The organism is Streptomyces endophytica (genome assembly GCF_026153355.1).
Lineage (GTDB): Bacteria > Actinomycetota > Actinomycetes > Streptomycetales > Streptomycetaceae > Streptomyces > Streptomyces endophytica.
In genome coordinates this window covers 6,713,033-6,730,161 of sequence record NZ_CP110636.1, presented here as the reverse complement: position 1 = coordinate 6,730,161, position 17,129 = coordinate 6,713,033, and the positions used below count along the sequence as shown (strand labels likewise).

Here is a 17,129-nt window from a genome sequence, read left to right as displayed (position 1 = left end):
GCACGTCGCCCGTCGAGGGAACGTTCCCTCGACGGGCGAGCCGGTCGTGTAAAGGGGGTCAGTGGATGATGCCGGTGCGCAGCGCGACCGCGACCATGCCGGCCCGGTCGCCGGTGCCGAGCTTGCGGGCGATCCGGGCGAGGTGGCTCTTGACGGTCAGGGCGGACAGCCCCATCGACACGCCGATGGCCTTGTTGGACTGGCCCTCCGCCACCAGCCGCAACACCTCGACCTCACGGCCCGACAGCTCCCGGTAACCGCCGGGGTGCCCGGGGGCGCCCGGAGGACGGCGCTGCATACGGGCCGCGTTGGCCCCGATGGGAGAGGCGCCCGGACGGCCGGGGATGCCCAGGTTGGTACGGGTTCCGGTGACGACATAGCCCTTGACGCCGCCGGCCAGGGCGTTGCGGACGGCGCCGATGTCGTCGGCGGCGGACAGGGCGAGGCCGTTGGGCCAGCCGGCCGCCCGGGTCTCGGACAGCAGGGTGAGGCCGGAGCCGTCGGGAAGGTGGACGTCGGCAACGCAGATGTCACGCGGGTTGCCGACGCGGGGGCGCGCCTCCGCGATGGACGACGCCTCGATCACGTCACGCACTCCGAGGGCCCACAGGTGGCGGGTGACGGTGGAGCGGACGCGGGGGTCGGCCACGACGACCATGGCCGTCGGCTTGTTCGGGCGGTAGGCGACCAGGCTCGAAGGTTGCTCAAGGAGAACAGACACCGGGCCTCCTGGGGGAGTGGCGGGGGGACGGAAGCCGGCTGGGGGGAGCCGGAATGATCCGTGTTTGAAGGGTCACTGACCTCTTCGGCAGTAATCCGGCGGGACTTTAGACTTTGATCACGATTTAGTTAGGGGCAATTCGGGCAAATCGGATGCGTGATCGATCAGGTGGGCACCCAGTGCATACCGAGATGATCAGAGCCGGCGCGAACGTGATCAATGCGGCCGGAGCGCGGCCGGCCGCGACGGCGGTCAGCGGGGATGGGCGCCGCGGCGCTGCGGCAACGGGACGACCCCGCCGCGCGGTCCCGCGTCCGGCGCGGCCGGCGGCAGCCCCGCCACCTGCGCCAGCAGATCGCACCAGGCCGCCAGGTGCACGCCCAGGTCCAGCGCCCCGCCGGGCCCCTCGGCCGGCGTCCAGGACGCCCGGATCTCGATCTGGGTCGCCGGCTCGCGCGCCGCGAGCCCGCCGAAGTAGTGCGACCCGGCCCGGGTCACCGTCCCGCTCGGCGCGCCGTACCGCACCCCCCGGGCCTCCAGCGCACCCGTCAGCCACGACCAGGACACCTCCGGCAGCAGCGGATCGGCGCCCATCTCCGGCTCCAGCTCCGCCCGCACCAGCGTCACCAGACGGAACGTGCCGTGCCAGGCGTCCTCGCCGGCCGGATTGTGCAGCAGCACCAGCCGGCCGTCCGCCAGGTCCCGGTCCTCCTCGCCCGGCGCCGTCGCCCGCTCGACGACCGCCGCCTCCAGCGCGTACGCGTACGGGGCGAGCCGTTTGGGCGCGGGTGCCGGATCGATCTCGACCTCCGGCCGCAGTCGTGCCGCGCGGAGCGCCTCGACCGCCTGACGGAAGGGGATCGGGGCCTCGTCCGCGCTGTCCGCGAGGTGTTCGTGAGCCGCAGCCATGCCCGGAAGATTAGGCGGAACCGGGCCCGCATACGGGGAGGACACCCGGTACACGCGTCGCCCATTCGGAGGCGCCCCGGAGCGCATGCGAAGATTTGGGGCGTGAGCGCCAACCACAGCCCCGAGGGCACGCAGCAGACCGGTACCCACGACTCGGCCTTCCTCCGGGCCTGCCGGCGCGAGCCGGTACCGCACACGCCGGTGTGGTTCATGCGGCAGGCGGGCCGGTCGCTGCCTGAGTACCTCAAGGCGCGCGAGGGCATTCCCATGCTGGAGTCGTGCACGCGGCCCGAGCTGGTCACCGAGATCACGCTGCAGCCGGTCCGCCGGCACGACGTCGACGCGGCCATCTACTACAGCGACATCGTCGTGCCGCTCAAGGCCATCGGCATCGACCTCGACATCAAGCCCGGTGTCGGCCCGGTCATCGCGAACCCGATCCGCAGCCGCGCCGACCTGGCACAGCTGCGCGACCTGACCCCCGAGGACGTCTCCTACGTCACCGAGGCCGTCGGCCTGCTCACCGCCGAGCTGGGGCCCAAGCCCCTCATCGGCTTCGCCGGCGCGCCGTTCACGCTCGCCAGCTACCTCGTGGAGGGCGGCCCGTCCCGCAACCACGAGAACACCAAGGCGCTGATGTACGGCGACCCGCAGCTCTGGGCCGACCTGCTCGACCGGCTCGCCGACATCACCTCCGCGTTCCTGAAGGTGCAGATCGAGGCCGGCGCGAGCGCCGTGCAGCTCTTCGACTCCTGGGTCGGCGCGCTCACCCCCGCCGACTACCGCCGCTCCGTGATGCCCGCCTCCGCCAAGGTCTTCCGGGCCGTCGCCGATTACGGCGTCCCGCGGATCCACTTCGGCGTCGGGACCGGCGAACTCCTCGGCCTGCTGGGCGAGGCGGGCGCGGACGTGGTCGGCGTCGACTGGCGGGTGCCGCTCGACGAGGCGGCCCGCCGGGTCGGCCCCGGCAAGGCGCTCCAGGGCAACCTCGACCCGGCCGTCCTCTTCGCCCCCCGCGAGGCCGTCGAGACCAAGGCCGGCGAGGTCCTCGACGCCGCCGCCGGCCTCGAAGGCCACATCTTCAACCTCGGCCACGGCGTCCTGCCGAACACCGACCCGGACGCGCTCACCCGCCTCGTCGAGTACGTCCACACCCGCACCGCGCGCTGACCGGACGGCACGCCGGCCGGTCGATGCGCCGAACGCCGCGCCGCGGTCAGACGCCCGCCGCCCGCACCGCCCCCGTGGCCTTGCGGGCGGCCACCAGGACCGGGTCCCAGACCGGGGAGAACGGCGGGGCGTAGCCCAGGTCGAGGGCGGTCATCTGCTCCACCGTCATCCCGGCGGTGAGCGCGACCGCGGCGATGTCCACGCGCTTGCCGGCGCCCTCCCGGCCGACGATCTGCACACCGAGCAGCCGGCCGGTCCGGCGCTCGGCGAGCATCTTGACGTGCATCGGCCGGGTGCCGGGGTAGTAGCCGGCGCGGCTGGTCGCCTCGACGGTGACCGAGACGAACCGCAGTCCGGCGGCGTGCGCCTGGCTCTCCAGCAGTCCGGTCCGGGCGATCTCCAGATCGCAGACCTTGCTGACCGCCGTGCCGACGACCCCCGGGAAGGTCGCGTAGCCACCGGCCACATTGGCGCCGATGACCTGGCCGTGCTTGTTGGCGTGGGTGCCCAGCGCGATATGGCGGGTGCGGCCCGAGACCAGGTCCATGACCTCGACGCAGTCGCCGCCGGCCCACACGTTGTCGTGGCCGCGCACCCGCATCGCCAGATCGGTGAGCAGCCCGCCGGACTCGCCCAGCGGCAGCCCCGCAGCCTCGGCCAGCGCGGTCTGCGGCCGTACGCCCAGCCCCAGGACCACCACGTCCGCCGGGTACTCGGCGGCCTCGGTGGTGACCGCGCGGGCCCGGCCGTCCTCATCGGTCAGTACGCCCGTGACGGTGGCGCCGAGCACCGTCTCGATGCCCATCCCGCACATCGCCTCGTGGACCAAAGCGCCCATGTCCGGGTCGAGGGTCGACATCGGCTGGGCGGCCTGCTCCAGGACGGTGACCTCGTAACCACGGTGGATCAGCGCCTCGGCCATCTCCACGCCGATGTAGCCCGCCCGACGACCACGGCCCGCCGGCCCGCGGACCTCTCCAGCGTGTCCAGCAGCGCCTGGCCGTCGTCCAGGGTCTGCACGCCGTGCACGCCGGGGGCGTCGATCCCCGGCAGCGGGGGCCGTTTGGGCGTCGCGCCGGTGGCCAGCACCAGCTTGTCGAAACCGGTCCAGGTCTCCCGCCCGCCGTCGTCCAGCTCCCGGCTGCGCACCCGCCCCCGGTCCAGGTCGAGTTCGGTGACCTCGGTGCGCATCCGCAGATCGATGTCCCGGGCGCGGTGCTCCTTCGCCGTACGGGCGATCAGCGCGTCCGGCCCGTCGACCTGGCCGCCCACCCAGTACGGGATGCCGCAGGCGGAGTAGGACGTGAAGTGGCTGCGCTCGAACGCGGTGATCGCGAGCTCCTCGGGCTTCTTCAGCCGGCGCGCCTGCGACGCGGCCGACATCCCCGCCGCATCGCCCCCGACGATCACCAGCCGCTCGGCCGTCGCCATGCCGTGTCCCTTCGCCGGATGTACCGGATATGCCGGATGCACCTGATGTGCCGGTCCGTTCGTTTGCTGGGTACCCGGTCGTCGCCCGCGTCTACCGCGTGTCCGTGCGGATGCCGGATCGCCCATGGGCGGGCGTGCCGTGCCGCCGCGGGCCGCCGTGGTCCCGGCCGACGGACGGTCCCGTCACCGCTCCAGTACGAGCGCCAGGCCCTGGCCCACGCCGATGCACAGGGCTGCCAGGCCGGTGCCCGAGCCCGCGGCGGCGAGCTGGTGGGCGACCGCGCCGGCCAGGCGGGCGCCGGAGGCGCCGAGGGGGTGGCCGATGGCGATCGCGCCGCCGCGCGGGTTCACCACGGACGGATCGAGCTCCGGCCACTGGCCCAGGCAGCCCAACGCCTGGGCCGCGAACGCCTCGTTCAGCTCGAACGTGGCCAGGTCGGCGAAGCCGCGCCCGGACCGGTCCAGCGCGCGCCGGACCGCCTCCACCGGGCCCAGCCCGAACAGCTGGGGCTCGATACCGGTCACCGCGCTCGCCCGGATCCGGGCCAGCGGCTCCCGCCCGGTGGCCCGCAGCCCCTCCTCGTCGACCAACAGGAGCGCGGCCGCACCGTCGTTGAGCGGGGAGGAGTTGCCGGCGGTGACCGTGCCCCCGGCCGTCCGGAACACCGGCTTCAGCTTGGACAGCGCCTCCAGGGAGGAGCCCTCACGGATCGTCTCGTCGCGGAGCAGGTCGACGCCGGGGAGCGGGACCACCTCGGCGTCGTAACCGCCCTCCTGCCAGGCCCGGACCGCCTTCTGGTGGCTGGCCAGCGCGAACACGTCCTGCTGTTCCCGGGTGATGCCGTGCGCGTCGGCGATCAGCTCGGCGCCCTCGCCCAGCGCCACCGTCCACTCCGGGCGCATCCGCGGATTGACCATCCGCCAGCCCAGCGTCGAGGAGAACATCTCCTGATGGCCGGCGGGGAAGGCCCGCTCGGGCTTGCGCAGGACGTACGGCGCGCGGCTCATCGACTCCACTCCGCCCGCCACCACGATCTGCGCGTCGCCGTGCGCGATCGCCCGGGCCCCCTGGATGACCGCCTCCAGGCCGGAGCCGCACAGGCGGTTGACGGTGACGCCGGGCACGGTCACCGGCAGCCCGGCGAGCAGCACGGCCATCCGCGCGACATTGCGGTTGTCCTCGCCGGCGCCGTTCGCGTCACCGAAGCACACGTCGTCGATCCGCGCCGGGTCGAGGTCGGGGGTGCGGTCGACCAGGGACCGCACCACATGGGCGGCCAGGTCGTCGGGCCGGACGCCGGCCAGCGCGCCGCCGTATTTGCCGACGGGGGTCCGTACGGCGTCGACGATGTAGACATCCCGCAGGCGTGGCTCGGTCATCAGGCGCTGTCCTCGCTGTCCCGGCTCTCGAACGGTCGGCGGACGGTACGAAGATCGCCGCCGCCGCACCGAGTCTTTGCCCGCCGCCGTCCGCTGTCAACGGGGTCCTCGGTCACCCTCCCCGGCCGGCACGGTCCGGTCCGGGTCCCGCGGGACGTCCGCCGGTCCGTCGTCCGCGGCGTGCTTCCCGACGGCCGGTCCCGGCTGGTCCCGGGTGTCCGCGGCCCGGTTCCGGCGGCGGAGCGCCGACGGCAGCCGGTCGCGGACCAGCCGCCACAGGCCGTACAGCAGCCCCACGGCCACTGCGAACGGCAGCACCGCGCCGAGCGCCACCAGCAGCCACTTCACGGCCGCCAGGAAGGCGCGCCAGCCGCCGGACAGCGCGTCCCCGAAGGACCGCGTGTCGTCGTCCGAGGCGCCGTCGGGGGCGGCGTCCGGTTGCCGCAGCAGCAGCGTGACGGTGGCCATCGCGGTCCGGTCCTTGAGCGACTTCAGCTGCGCCTCCAGGGACTCCAGATCCGCCTGCCGGCGGCTCAGTTCGGACTCCAGCGAGACGATGTCGCCGATCGACGCCGCCTTCTCCATCAGCGCCCGGACCCGCGCCACGCTCGCCCGCTGCGTCCGGACCCGGCTGTCGACGTCCACCACCTGACCGGTGACGTCCTTCGCCGAGATCTGACGGGACACCACGGTGCCCAGCCGGGCCAGCCGCACCAGGACGGCGTCGTACTCCGCCGGCGGCACCCGCAGGACCAGCCGCGACCGCTCATGACCCTCCGGGTCCCGGTCGGTGGTCGGCGCGGCCGGGTAGCCGCCCGCGCCGTCGACGACCGCCCGCGCCCGGGCCGGCCGACGCGCCGCAGCCGGAGGCCGTGAGGGCGACGGCGAGCAGCAGCCCCGCCGTCGCCGGTCGCCCCGCTCGTGCTGTTCCCCGCATGTGCGCTCCCCGCGAAGTGACGTGCCGGTGGCGCTTCTTCGACCGGCGCTTCTTCGACGGGGGCGCCCGGAGGGGGGTTGCGCTGTGCCGGGTCGCGATCCGGTCACGGCGCTGTCGGTGCCCTTTGAGAGAGTGGAGCCATGAGCGCAGCGCACACGAGTACGGCCCCCGGGAGCGGCGGCGGGCATGTCGTCGTCATCGGCGGCGGCATCTCCGGACTGGCCGCCGCCCACCGGCTGCTCGAAGGCGGCGCCCGGGTGACCGTCCTCGAAGCGTCGGACCGGCTCGGCGGCAAGCTGCGGGCCGGTGAGATCGCGGGTGTCCCGGTCGACCTCGGTGCCGAATCGATGCTGGCCCGGCGGCCGGAGGCGGTGGAGCTCGCGCGCGCCGTCGGGATCGGCGACCGGCTCCAGCCGCCCACGACCGCCACCGCCTCGCTCTGGACCCGCGGTGCGCTGCGCCCGATGCCCAAGGGCCATGTCATGGGCGTCCCCGGGGACCTCGCCCCGCTCGCCGCCTCCGGTGTCGTCTCCCCGGAGGGCCTCGCCCGCATCGAGGAGGACGCCGAGCTGCCCCGGACCGAGATCGGCGCGGACGTCGCGGTCGGTGCGTACGTCGCCCGGCGCCTGGGCCGTGAGGTGGTCGACCGCCTGGTGGAGCCGCTGCTGGGCGGGGTCTATGCCGGCGATGCGTACCAGATCTCCATGCGGGCCGCCGTGCCGCAGCTGTTCGAGGCCGCGCGGGCCCACCGCTCGCTGCTGGAGGGCGTCCGCGGCATCCAGGCCCGGGCCGCCGCCACGATGCACCAGATCGGCCCGGCGGCCGCCGGCGGTGGCCAGGGCGCCCCGGTGTTCATGGGGATCGCGGGCGGGATCGGGACGCTGCCCGGCGCGGTCGCCGAGGCCGTGCGCGCGAAGGGCGGCGAGATCCGGACGGGCACCCCGGTCGGCGGGGTCCGGCGGTCCGCCGACGGCTGGCGGATCGAGCTCGACGGCGCGGCGCTCACCGCGGACGCGGTCGTCCTCGCCACCCCCGCACCGGACACCGCCCGGCTGCTCGCCCGGGACTGCGCGCCCGCCGCCCGCGAACTGGCCACCGTCGAATACGCCTCGATGGCCCTGGTCACCATGGCCTTCCGCCGCTCCGAGCTGGAGCGGCAGCCCACCGGCAGCGGCTTCCTCGTACCGCCCGTGGACGGCCGAAAGATCAAGGCCGCCACCTTCGCCGGCAACAAGTGGGGCTGGATCGACCGCGCCGCCCCGGACCTCTTCGTGCTGCGCACCTCCCTCGGCCGCTACGGCGACGAGGCGGACCTGGCGCGCGAGGACACCGAGCTGGCCGCCCTGGCCCGCGCCGACCTGCGCGAGGCGATCGGGCTGACCGCCGCGCCGGTCGCCGCCCGGATCACCCGCTGGGAGGACGGCCTGCCGCAGTACCCGGTCGGCCATCTGGAGCGGGTGGCCCGCATCCGGGAGGCCGTCGGGCAGCTGCCGGGCCTGCGGGTGTGCGGTGCGCTCTACGACGGCGTCGGCATCCCGGCCTGTATCGCGTCGGCCCGCAAGGCCGCCGAGGACATCCTCGGCACCCTGCGGCCGGCCGGCCTCCCCGGCGAGTGAGAATGGACGACATGACAGACGCTTCCACCCCCGCTTCCGCACCGCAGAACCCTGCGGAGCCCGACAAGGCACCGAACGCCGGCAAGAAGGCCAAGGACCTGAACGAGGTCATCCGCTACACCCTCTGGTCGGTGTTCAAGCTGCGCGACGTCCTCCCCGAGGACCGCACCGGCTACGCCGACGAGGTCGAGGAGCTGTTCGCGCAGCTCGCCGCCAAGGACGTGGTGGTCCGCGGCACCTACGACGTCTCCGGCCTGCGCGCCGACGCCGACGTCATGATCTGGTGGCACTCGGAGAGCTCGGACGCCCTCCAGGACGCCTACAACCTCTTCCGCCGCACCCGGCTCGGCCGCGCGCTCGACCCGGTGTGGTCCAACATGGCGCTGCACCGCCCCGCCGAGTTCAACAAGTCGCACATCCCGGCCTTCCTGGCCGACGAGCGGCCGCGGGCCTATGTGAGCGTCTACCCCTTCGTGCGCTCCTACGAGTGGTACCTCCTCCCCGACGAGGACCGCCGCCGGATGCTCGCCGACCACGGCAAGATGGCCCGCGGTTTCCCGGACGTCCGCGCCAACACCGTGCCGTCGTTCTCGCTCGGTGACTACGAGTGGGTGCTCGCCTTCGAGGCCGACGAGCTCTACCGCATCGTCGACCTGATGCGCCATCTGCGTGGCTCCGAGGCGCGGATGCACGTCCGCGAGGAGGTCCCGTTCTACACCGGCCGTCGCAAGGCGGTCGCCGAGCTGGTCGCCGGGCTGGCCTGACCTCCCGGCACGGACGAGCGGGCCGCCCCTGCCCCGGGGCGGCCCGCTCGTCGGTCGTGCGCGGCTACTTCCCCGGGCGCGCGTGCTGGGCCCGGGTCGTCAGCTGGCCGGGCACCGGCTCCGCGCGCGGCGCGCAGTACACCTTGTGCGCCGGGATCTTCCCGCGCAGCAGATACGCCTCGGCGTAGCGGTTCACGCAGTCGTTCTCGCCGAAGCCGATGCCGTGCGTGCCCGCGCCGTTCTCGGTGACCAGCGACGAGCCGGGCAGCCGGCGCTGCAGTTCCAGCGCGCCCCGGTACGGCGTGGCCGCGTCCCGCTCGGCCGCCAGCAGCAGCACCGGGGCAGCGCACCGGGCTCCGTGTGGACGTCGAGCGGGAGGCGCCGGCCGTGCAGCGCACCGTCCAGCTCGGTGGCGGCGGCATGGCCGGCGGCGTCCGCCAGGCCATGGCCCGACCCCTGCCCCACCCGGCGGGCCGCCGCCTCGACCCCGGCCGCCGCGGACTGCGTCCGGTCCGGCCAGAACGCGCACGGCAGGTTCATCCAGGCGTTGTCCCAGGTCTCGAACGGTGCGATCTCGGCGACGTCGGTGTTGTCCCGGTCCCAGGTCCGCCAGGACCGCGGCCACGGCGCGTCGTTGCACTCCACGGCCGTGTAGACCGCGTTGGCGTTCTCCGCGTCCTTGGCGCCGGTCTGCTGGGGCAGGGCCTGGGCGATCAGCGGCTTGGGGTCACCGTGCAGATAGCTCGCGAGCGCCTCGGCGCGCAGCGGCCAGAAGCCGTCGTTGTAGCCGGTCTTGAGGAAGGCGGACTGCAGCTCGCCGGCGCCGATCTTGCCGTCGACCGGGTGGCGGCGCAGCTTCCCGGCGACCGTGTCGTACGCCTGCTGCACGGCCTTCTTGGTCGTGCCGAGGTGGTAGTGGTCGTCGTGCCTGGCGACCCAGCCCAGCCAGTCGCCCCAGCGGCGCTCGAAGGCGACGTCCTGGTCGAGGTTGTTGCGGTACCAGATCTGCCGCGGCTCCGGGTTGACCACGCTGTCGAAGATCATCCGCCGTACGTGGCCGGGGTAGAGCGTCGCGTAGACCGCGCCGAAGTACGTCCCGTACGAGGCGCCGATGAAGGTCAGCTTCTTCTCGCCGAGAGCGGCCCGCAGCATGTCCAGGTCCCGGGCATTGTTGACCGAGTTGTAGAACGGCAGGTCCGCGCCGGCCCGCCGGGCGCAGCCGCGCGCGTACGCCATGGCCTGCGCCCGCTTCTTCCGCTTGAACGCCGCGTCGGGGTACATCCGGCTGTCGGTGGGCGCCTTGGCGAACTCCTTGGGGTCCTGGCACGACAGCGGCGCCGAACGGCCCACCCCGCGCGGCGCGTAGCCGACGAAGTCGTAGGCCCGGGCCAGCTTGCTCCATTTGGGCAGCGCGCCGTAGAGCGGGAATTCCAGGCTGGAGGCGCCGGGGCCGCCCGGGTTGAACACCAGCGAGCCCTGCCGCTCGCGGTGCGCGGTGGCGCGCGCCCGGCTGACCGTGAGCTGGATCTTCTTGCCGTCGGGGCGCGCGTAGTCCAGGGGGACGGTGAGCTTGCCGCACTCGACGGACGACGGCAGGTGTTCCACCGGCGCGCACCGGCCGAAGTCGATGCGGTGCGCGACGGGCGCGGGCGGTGCCCCGGCCGCCTGCGTGGTGCCGCCCGCCGGGGCAGTGGCGAGGGCGGTCACGATCAGCGACCCGATGGTGCCGTACAACGCAAGTGCTCTCACTGGCCGTCCCTTCGTGTGTGCATACAAAAGGGATAGTTGGGGCGGTGATTGGCGATGTAAAGCACCGGGCACCGGTGTCGGACGCTATGCCCCGGAAGAGTGGAGCGCGGCGCGAAGGGCGGGATCGGTGAGGGCGCTGGGCCGTGTAGAGCGAGGGAGATGAGGGAGGTGAGGGGTGCCAGAGGGGTGGAGGGGAGCCGTGAGCCGGGCGGGTCGGCCCTCCCCGGAAGGCGCTGTTCGCCCTCGTCGGTGGCCCAGTCCCGGTACGGGTGGAGCTCGAAGCGCGCCACGGCCAGGGTCCCGAGGCAGAGCACCAGCGGCAGCGAGAACCACCCCAGGAGCAGGGCGGTGTCCGTGCCGGGCGGCGCCATCCAGTAGGCCGCGGCGGCGGTCAGTACGACCAGGAGGGCGGCGGCCCACACCTGGCGGATCCCGCTGCGGATGCCGGGGCGGGCCGCGGCCGGCAGCGCCAGCCCGTCGGCCACCAGCTTGTCGGCCACCGCCCGCACCGCCTCGTCGGCCACCAGGGCCTCCCGCACCGCCGGTATCGGGCGCTGTCCGTCCGGGCCTATCGCGCTGAGCGTCGCCCGCTCGACCGGATCCTGTGCGACCGGCTCGACGACCGTGGCCCAGCCGGTGTGGGCGAGCAGCAGCCGCCGCTTCTGGGCCATCAGCACCAGCACCACGTCGGCGAGCCGCTGCGGCCCGCCGGACAGATAGGCCATCTCGTAGAGGGTCAGTCCGGCCGCGTGCCCGTCGTCACCGGCCGGGTCCGGGGCCGGCGCGGAGACCGGCGGCCGGGCCGGCCGTCCGGTCCGGGCCGCCGCGACCGCGGCCCGGCACACCCGCGCACAGGAGAACACCGCCGCCACCGCGGCGACGAGGAGGAAGAGGAGCCACATGGACCATTTTCTACGGGAAGGTCCATGACAATGGCCACTAATTTTCCCCTTATGTGGATCACGTCACGTACTCCCTTCCCTGATCAGGACGGGTACGGCCCGCAAACCGGACACCTTCCGGCGCAGAAGCCTTCCCGGGCGTAGCAGCCTGCCGGTCGCAGGGCCTGCCGGCCGTGGTCGGCGTGCGGAGCCGGTCCGGTCGGGGAGACGCCCGCTGCGGCGCCGTCGCTCAGCTGCTGCCGCAGCCGGAACCCCCGCCGCAGGACGAGCCGCCGCCGCACGAGGACCCGCCCCCGCAACTCGAACCGCCGCCGCAGGACGAACCGGAGCCGCAGGACGAGCCGCCGCAGGACGAACCGGAGCCGCCGTCGGACGCGCCGCACCAGAAGGAGCTGTCGCCGCCCGCGTCGCCCCCGGAGTCGTAGCCGGACGCCGTGCTGCCGGACGACGAGCCGCCGGCGGTGGCCAGTGCGGTGGTCCGCTGGGCCTCCTCGAACTGCTGGCGCAGCAGCTCGTCCGCTATCAGCGCCGTACCGCCGAGCGCCACCACCAGGCCGGCGGCCTGCCATGCGCCGCCCACGCCGGCCGCGCCGCCCTGGGCGTGGGTGGCCTGCGCGGAGCGCAGCGCGAGGGCGCCGGCCTTGGTGACGCGGTTCCGGAAGACCGTCCGGCACAGCGAGGCCACGATCAGACCGCCGATCAGCGCGGGCAGGATCGTGATCACCACCGGTGGGCCGAACCCCTCGTCGACCCCGTCGTCAGGGCCGGCGTCCGCGATCGAGAGCAGTACCCCGAGGACGAACAGCGCCACGCACACGGCCTGCTGGGCGCTCGCGAACCGGCGCCAGCCCCGGCCCCGCCGCGGATGGCGCATCAGTCCGCGGGCCGCCAGCCGGTCGCCGACGCCCTGGACCGCGGGCTGCGCATCGCCTCGGCGCGCACCGCGGCCAGCGCCCCGCCGGGCGTCCGGGCGACCGCGTCCAGGACCGCGGACTCGACCGCGTGCTGTGCGGTGGCCTGGCGGACGGTCACCACGCCCGGGCCGCCCACCGCCAGCCGGCCGTCCTCGCACATCCCGGCGAGCGCGGCGTCCACCACCCGCCCGGGACCGCCGGCGAGGAACGCCATCTCCCACACGTTGCGGGCCTGCGCCTCGCCCCGGCGGACGGACGGGGTGCCGCGCCGCACCAGGATCGTGCCGACCAGCAGCACCAGCGAGGAGGCGCCGAGGCCGACGTACACCGCTTGCGTGAAGGACATCACCGACATCACCGCCACCTTCCCTGCAGTGCCTGGCGGACGGCGTGGACGGCGCGGGCGAGCCGGGCCGCGGGTCCGGCGGACGGCGGGGTGGGGCCCGCGCGGTCCCGCCACCAGCGGGTCAGCCGCTGCCGGGCGGCGGGGTCCGCGGGGCGGCCCTGGGCCAGCAGGTGCGCCGCGAAGTCCAGTGCGTCCTGGCGGTAGCCGCCGCGCATCGGCCGGTTGCGGGCATAGCCGGCGAACGCCGGGCGGTAGTCGTCGCCGAGGATCTCGGGCAACTCGGGCGCGACCTTGGCGACCACCGCGGACCGCTTGGCGGTCAGCGCCCGGCTCTGCACGCCCAGCCGGGTGCGGTCGAAGCCCTCGGGCGCCGGGGTGCCGGCGACCAGCGCGGAGAGCAGCGCGGTCTGCGCCAGCGCCAGCCGCTGCCGCGCCGCGTCGGTGCCGGTGACGGGGACGGCGGGGGCCGAGGCGGTGGGGGCCACGGCGGAGCGGAAGCCGGCGCGCGGCTCCCGTACGGGCTCAAGCCGCCTGGACATGGCGGGCCTCCTTCAGGACGGTGCGGATCACGTCGAGCTCCCCGGCCAGCTCGCCGGCCTCGGGGAAGTCGTCATCGCGCTCCAGCAGCACACCGGGCGGGGTGATCCGGGCACACAGCTCGGCGAGCACGTCCAGCACCGGCCTGGTCACCGGATGGGCGTGGCTGTCGTGCCAGACCCCGTCGCGCTCCACGCCGCCCGCCACATGGACGTAGGCGATCGCCTCGACCGGCAGTTCGTCCAGCGCCACGGCCGGGTCCTCACCGCGGTTGACGTGGTTGGTGTGCAGGTTGGCGACGTCGATGAGCAGCCGCACCCCCGTCCGCTCGACCAGCTCGGCCAGGAACTGCCCCTCGGTGAGCTCCTCGTCCGGCCAGTTGACCAGGGCCGCGATGTTCTCCAGGGCCAGCGGCACCGGCAGGGCGTCCTGGGCGATGCGGACGTTCTCGCAGAGCACGTCCAGCGCGTCGCGGGTGCGGGGGACCGGCAGCAGATGCCCGGCCTCCATCAGCGGCGAGGCGGTCAGCGGCCCGCCGGCCCGGACGAACGCGATGTGCTCGGTGACCAGCGGGGCGCCCAGCACCTCGGCGCGCTCGGCGAGGGCGGCCAGCCGGCCGGCGTCCGGACGGTCGGCGCCGCCGAGACCGAGCGAGACTCCGTGCGGGACGACGGTCGTCCCGCGCTCGCGCAACTCCCGCAGGGCATCCGGGAGATGGCCGGGGCAGAGGTTCTCCGCCACCACCTCGACCCAGTCCACACCGGGTAGCCCGGCGATCTCCGCGGCGATTTCCGGCCGCCAGCCGATGCCCGTCCCCAGGCGCTCGATGTCCGTTCCCGGACGCTCCATGGATCCCCCTCTCGCTCCGTGGTCGGGGTACTCATGGCCACGTCATGCCGGGCCGAACCCTGCACCTGCCGAGTTCAGAGCTTCATTTGAGCTTCCCGCCGGGGCCCCCGCCGCCCCACGGGAATCCGCCGGCCGCCCCCACCGGTCAGCGGGCGGTCTCGAACCCCACCGCGGCCCCCAGCGCCAGCAGCACCCCACCGGTGGCCTGATCCAGCCGCCGCCGTATGTGCGGCCGCTGGAAGACGGCCCGCGCGCGGTGCACCGCGACGGCGATACCGCCGAGCCACAGCACGCCCAGCGCGGCATGCACGGCGACCAGCAGCAGCGTTGTCGCGAGCACCGGTGCGCCGTGCGGGATGAACTGCGGCAGCAGCGACATGTAGACCACCCCGACCTTGGGGTTGAGGACATTGGTCAACAGGCCCGTCCGCAACGCCCGCAGCGGGGTCACCGGCCGCGCCCCCCGGCCGTCACGGGACCGTCCCCGGGCCGCGGCGGGCGCCGCCCCGGCCTCCTGAGCACCGTCGGTCCGTAGGCGCCGGGCGCTGCGCAGCGCCTGTATCCCGAGCCACATCAGATACAGCGCGCCGGCCACCCGCAGGACGTCGTACGCCGTCTTCGACGCGGCGAGCATCGCGGTCAGCCCGACCGCACCGGCCAGCCCCCACACGAAGCATCCGGCGGCTATGCCCAGCGCGCTGCACAGCGCGGCGCGCCGCCCCGAGCCGAGCGCGGTCCGCAGGACCACCGCGAAGTCGGGGCCGGGCGACACGGTCAGCACCGCGGCCACCAGGGTGAAGCCGAGCAGGGACGTCAGCACGCCGGACTCACCGCCCCCGGGTCACCCACGCGGCGCGCAGCGCCGGATGGTCCGCGACGACCGTGCAGGAGCCCGGCGCGATCTCCGTGAACCCGGCATCGCGGACCACGGGCAGCCCGCTGCGGGTCAGCTCCTCCCAGCGGACGGGATCCGCGGAGCGGACGGCCAGCGGGAAGCCGGCCGTGCGCCAGGCCGCCCGCTCCTCCTCGGACAGCTCCCACCACGCCAACTGGGCGCCGTGGCCGGCCTGCGCCATCTCCTTGCCCGCCGACATCTCCAGCGCCGGGTTCAGCCACAGCACCGGCACGCCCTCGGCCGGCGGCCCGGGTGGCTCGGGGTCGTCCAGCTCCGTGCCGGAGACCTGGAGCTTCACCAGGTCCTTGGGCCAGCCGTCCAGTGGCACCGGGGGATAGACCCGCACCTCGGCCCGGCGCCCGGTGACCGTGATCCCGGGCAGCGCCTCGGCCCGCCGCCACTCCGCGCCGCGGGCCCGCCGCACCACCTTCCGGATCCGGGCGTCCTGCCAGTCCCGCACCGCCGCCGCCCACTCGCCGTCCCCGGCCGACCGCTCGTCCGACAGCAGCACCAGCACCGCCCGGGCCGCCGTTTCCAGCGCGTCCGTACGCGCCGGGGATCGGCCCGCTCCAGCCGCACGACGAGCGGCAGCACGAACTGCAGGGCCGCGTCCCGGTCGCTCTCGTCGGGCCGGAACGGGCTGGTGGAATCGTTGCCGGGCTGTCCGGCGGTCTCGGTCCTGGTCACCCGATCAGTCTGCCAGCCGCCACTGACAACGCCCCCGGCCCGGCCCGCGCAGGCCCCCTCGCCCGCGCACCCCTGACTCGCCGCCGCAGGCCCGCCCATGCCGACCCCCTCGCCCGTGCGGGCCCGCCCACGCGGACCCCGTCCGTCCGCCCGCCCCGCGTCGCCCGCCGCGTCGCCGAGCGGGCACCCCGCGGCCGGTCCCGCTACCGTCGGGGACGGCGGGCGGACCGACGCGGTGCGGCAGCGGACCGACGTGGTGCGGCAGCGACCGATGCCGTACGGCGGTGGACCGACGCCGTACGCCAACGGGCGTGCCGGCACGGGCGATCGGGGTGCTCGGGCCGGGCAGCGCGGGGACACGGGGAGGCAGCGGATGCCGGAGCGGATGCGGCTGGACGGGGTGGGGCGGCGCTACGGGGTCCGCGGCCCCTGGGTGCTGCGCGAGGTCCATCTCACGGTGCCCGAAGGCGCGTTGCTGCGCATCGAGGGGACCAACGGCACCGGGAAGTCCACCCTCCTGCGGCTGCTCGCCGGGATCGACCGGCCCAGCACCGGACGGATCACCGGCCGGCCGCGCCGCGCCTACGTCCCCGAACGCTTCCCGGCGGCCATGCCCTTCACGGCCGCCGGCTACCTCGCCCACCTCGGCCGCGTCCACGGCCTGACCGGCGCGGCGGCGGCCCGGCGGGCCGCCGAGTGGCTGGAACGCTTCGGCGCGGCCGGGCACGCCAGTACCCGGCTGGCCGAGCTGTCCAAGGGGACCAGCCAGAAGGTCGCGGTCGCGCAGGCGCTGCTCGCCGAGCCCGAACTCCTCGTCCTGGACGAGGCGTGGACCGGCCTGGACCGCGGCGCCCGTGAGGTGCTCGACCGGGCGGTCGCCGAACGGGTGGCGGACGGCGGCACGGTGGTGTTCGTCGACCACGACCCGCAGCGTTTGGCCGGCGCGGCCGACGCCCGCTACCGGGTCACCGACGGGCGGCTGCTGGCCCAGGAGGAGCGGCCCGGTAGCCCCACGGATCCGGGCGCCGCGACCGGCCCCCGGGTGACCATCGAGGCCGAGGGCCCACCGGGCGCCGCCCCGCCGGCCGGGCCGCCGGGGACGCCTCCCGGAGCCCCGCGGCTACCGGGCGGCCCGGAGATCACTCCCGGCCCGGACGGCGCGTTCCGGCTCACGGTCCCCGCCGTCCACTCCGACGCGCTGCTGCGCGCCCTGCTCACCGCCCGTCCGCCGTGGCACATCCGCGCCGTCACCACCGCCCCCGGCCCGGCCGTACCGCAGGCCCCGGCAAACCCGCCCGCCCCCGACCCCGACGAGGCCCCCT

General features: G+C 74.9%; 10 protein-coding genes and 6 pseudogenes. 4 read left to right on the top strand and 12 right to left on the bottom strand.

Features of this window, described 5'->3' with window-relative positions; all coding sequences use genetic code 11:
- Window positions 1-58: 58 nt before the first annotated feature.
- Together OJ254_RS30040 and OJ254_RS30035 are read right to left on the bottom strand one after the other, a co-directional pair.
- Window positions 59-721, bottom strand: coding sequence for a response regulator transcription factor (locus tag OJ254_RS30040; protein WP_084774702.1), 663 nt, complete (start codon window positions 719-721; stop codon window positions 59-61).
- A 252-nt stretch (window positions 722-973) separates the two neighbouring features.
- A complete protein-coding gene (locus OJ254_RS30035; protein WP_265364889.1) occupies window positions 974-1,630 on the bottom strand; it encodes a DUF3000 domain-containing protein in 657 nt (218 codons plus the stop codon).
- Window positions 1,631-1,732: 102 nt separating this feature from the next.
- Between OJ254_RS30035 and hemE the strand changes: the two genes are divergently transcribed.
- Window positions 1,733-2,800 carry a uroporphyrinogen decarboxylase gene (gene hemE / locus OJ254_RS30030; RefSeq protein ID WP_265364888.1) on the top strand — a complete coding sequence of 356 codons (1,068 nt, stop codon included), beginning with the start codon at window positions 1,733-1,735 and terminating at the stop codon, window positions 2,798-2,800.
- Window positions 2,801-2,846: 46 nt separating this feature from the next.
- On the opposite strand, the pseudogene OJ254_RS30025 reads toward hemE, so the two are convergent.
- The 3 genes and pseudogenes from OJ254_RS30025 to OJ254_RS30015 all read right to left on the bottom strand — a co-directional run bounded on the left by OJ254_RS30025 (window position 2,847) and on the right by OJ254_RS30015 (window position 6,736).
- Window positions 2,847-4,231: pseudogene (locus OJ254_RS30025) on the bottom strand (FAD-dependent oxidoreductase).
- A gap of 183 nt (window positions 4,232-4,414) precedes the next feature.
- On the bottom strand, window positions 4,415-5,611 hold the full coding sequence (locus tag OJ254_RS30020; protein ID WP_265364887.1) for a thiolase family protein: 1,197 nt from the start codon (window positions 5,609-5,611) through the stop codon (window positions 4,415-4,417).
- Between the two features lie 96 nt (window positions 5,612-5,707).
- Window positions 5,708-6,736 (bottom strand): DUF4349 domain-containing protein, encoded by a 1,029-nt coding sequence (locus OJ254_RS30015; RefSeq protein ID WP_265364886.1) that lies wholly within the window; start codon window positions 6,734-6,736, stop codon window positions 5,708-5,710.
- On the opposite strand from OJ254_RS30015, the gene hemG reads away from it, so the two are divergent.
- Both hemG and hemQ read left to right on the top strand, forming a co-directional pair.
- The gene (gene hemG, locus OJ254_RS30010; RefSeq protein ID WP_265364885.1) at window positions 6,689-8,164 is read left to right on the top strand and encodes a protoporphyrinogen oxidase; all 1,476 of its coding nucleotides are present in this window, start codon (window positions 6,689-6,691) and stop codon (window positions 8,162-8,164) included. The two genes, OJ254_RS30015 and hemG, sit on opposite strands and share 48 nt — an antisense overlap.
- Before the next feature lie 11 nt (window positions 8,165-8,175).
- Window positions 8,176-8,928, top strand: coding sequence for a hydrogen peroxide-dependent heme synthase (gene hemQ / locus OJ254_RS30005; protein ID WP_261955142.1), 753 nt, complete (start codon window positions 8,176-8,178; stop codon window positions 8,926-8,928).
- A gap of 64 nt (window positions 8,929-8,992) precedes the next feature.
- Here hemQ and OJ254_RS29995 read toward each other — a convergent pair.
- The 7 genes and pseudogenes from OJ254_RS29995 to OJ254_RS29965 form a co-directional block, all read right to left on the bottom strand.
- Window positions 8,993-10,677: pseudogene (locus OJ254_RS29995) on the bottom strand (alpha/beta fold hydrolase).
- 84 nt (window positions 10,678-10,761) lie between these two features.
- A pseudogene (locus OJ254_RS29990) lies at window positions 10,762-11,579 on the bottom strand (TIGR04222 domain-containing membrane protein).
- A 229-nt stretch (window positions 11,580-11,808) separates the two neighbouring features.
- Window positions 11,809-12,453 (bottom strand): hypothetical protein, encoded by a 645-nt coding sequence (locus OJ254_RS29985; protein ID WP_265364882.1) that lies wholly within the window; start codon window positions 12,451-12,453, stop codon window positions 11,809-11,811.
- Window positions 12,453-12,848, bottom strand: coding sequence for a TIGR04222 domain-containing membrane protein (locus tag OJ254_RS29980; protein ID WP_265364881.1), 396 nt, complete (start codon window positions 12,846-12,848; stop codon window positions 12,453-12,455). Before OJ254_RS29980 ends, OJ254_RS29985 begins: the two co-directional genes overlap by 1 nt.
- A pseudogene (locus OJ254_RS31835) lies at window positions 12,848-14,225 on the bottom strand (MbnB/TglH/ChrH family RiPP precursor modification enzyme). Before OJ254_RS31835 ends, OJ254_RS29980 begins: the two are co-directional and overlap by 1 nt.
- Before the next feature lie 145 nt (window positions 14,226-14,370).
- Window positions 14,371-15,045 (bottom strand): LysE family translocator, encoded by a 675-nt coding sequence (locus OJ254_RS29970; protein WP_265364880.1) that lies wholly within the window; start codon window positions 15,043-15,045, stop codon window positions 14,371-14,373.
- Between the two features lie 7 nt (window positions 15,046-15,052).
- Window positions 15,053-15,807, bottom strand: a pseudogene (locus OJ254_RS29965) (aminoacyl-tRNA hydrolase).
- Between the two features lie 373 nt (window positions 15,808-16,180).
- Between OJ254_RS29965 and OJ254_RS29960 the strand changes: the two are divergent.
- Window positions 16,181-17,128 (top strand): annotated as a pseudogene (locus tag OJ254_RS29960) (ABC transporter ATP-binding protein); the annotation flags it as partial.
- Window position 17,129 lies beyond the last annotated feature (1 nt).